The sequence below is a fragment of the Streptococcus mitis genome, assembly GCF_047463435.1.
Lineage (GTDB): Bacteria > Bacillota > Bacilli > Lactobacillales > Streptococcaceae > Streptococcus > Streptococcus mitis_DS.
The window spans coordinates 1-1,415 of sequence record NZ_JASHDW010000027.1; the positions used below are offsets into that span (position 1 = coordinate 1).

At 38.2% G+C, this 1,415-nt stretch carries 1 protein-coding gene; it reads left to right on the forward strand.

Annotated features, from left to right (window positions below; translation table 11 throughout):
* Nucleotides 1-124 precede the first annotated feature (124 nt).
* The gene (locus tag QM843_RS09810; RefSeq protein ID WP_049501810.1) at nucleotides 125-1,381 is read left to right on the forward strand and encodes an ISL3 family transposase; all 1,257 of its coding nucleotides are present in this window, start codon (nucleotides 125-127) and stop codon (nucleotides 1,379-1,381) included.
* Nucleotides 1,382-1,415 lie beyond the last annotated feature (34 nt).

Consider the following 1,415-nt stretch of genomic DNA (forward strand, 5'->3'; position numbering starts at 1 on the left):
GGCTCTATAATATTTGTAGTGGGTAAATCTCCTATAAATATTATGGAGCCTATTTTTGTGTAGAAAAAAAGTCCCATATGACCTATAATGAAAAGCGACGAAACAACTCATTAGAAAGATTCATATGGAACCATTACATTTTATCATAAAACTGCTCGATATCAAAGACCCTAATGTCCAAATTATGGATGTTGTTAATAGAGATACCCACAAGGAAATCATCGCTAAACTGGATTATGAGGCCCCATCTTGTCCTGAATGTGGAAGTCAAATGAAGAAATATGACTTCCAAAAACCATCGAAAATTCCTTACCTTGAAACAACTGGTATGCCTACCAGAATCCTCCTTAAAAAGCGTCGTTTCAAGTGCTATCATTGCTCTAAAATGATGGTCTCACAGACCTCTCTCGTCGAGAAAAATCACCAAATTCCTCGTATTATCAACCAAAAAATTGCGCAAAAATTGATTGAAAAAACTTCTATGACCGATATCGCTCATCAACTGGCTATTTCAACTTCAACTGTCATTCGCAAGCTTAATGACTTCCGTTTTAAGCATGATTTTTCTCGTCTTCCAGAGATTATGTCTTGGGACGAGTATGCCTTTACCAAGGGAAAGATGAGTTTCATTGCACAAGATTTTGATAATCTTAACATCATCACTGTTCTTGAAGGCAGAACACAGGCTATCATACGAAATCACTTTCTGCGCTACGAGCGAGCTGTTCGTTGTCAGGTGAAAATCATTACGATGGATATGTTTAGTCCCTACTATGCCTTAGCTAAACAGCTTTTCCCATGTGCTAAAATCGTTCTCGACCGCTTTCACATTGTCCAACATCTCAGCCGTGCTATGAGTCGTGTCCGTGTCCAAATCATGAATCAATTTGAGCGAAAATCTCATGAATACAAAGCCATCAAGCGCTACTGGAAGCTCATACAGCAGGATAGTCGTAAACTCAGTGATAAACGTTTTTATCGCCCTACTTTTCGCATGCACTTAACAAATAAAGAAATTCTAGACAAGCTTTTGAGCTATTCAGAAGACTTGAAACACCACTACAATCTCTATCAACTCTTGCTTTTTCACTTTCAGAACAAGGAACCTGTCAAATTCTTCGGACTTATTGAGGACAATCTAAAGCAGGTTCATCCTCTTTTTCAGACTGTCTTTAAAACCTTCCTCAAGGATAAAGAAAAGATTGTCAACGCCCTTCAACTACCCTATTCCAACGCCAAATTGGAAGCGACCAATAATCTCATCAAACTTATCAAGCGAAATGCCTTTGGTTTTCGGAACTTTGAAAACTTCAAAAAACGGATTTTTATCGCTCTCAATATCAAAAAAGAAAGGACGAAATGTGTCCTTTCTCGATCTTAGCTTTTCTTCAACCCACTACAGTTGACAAAGAGCC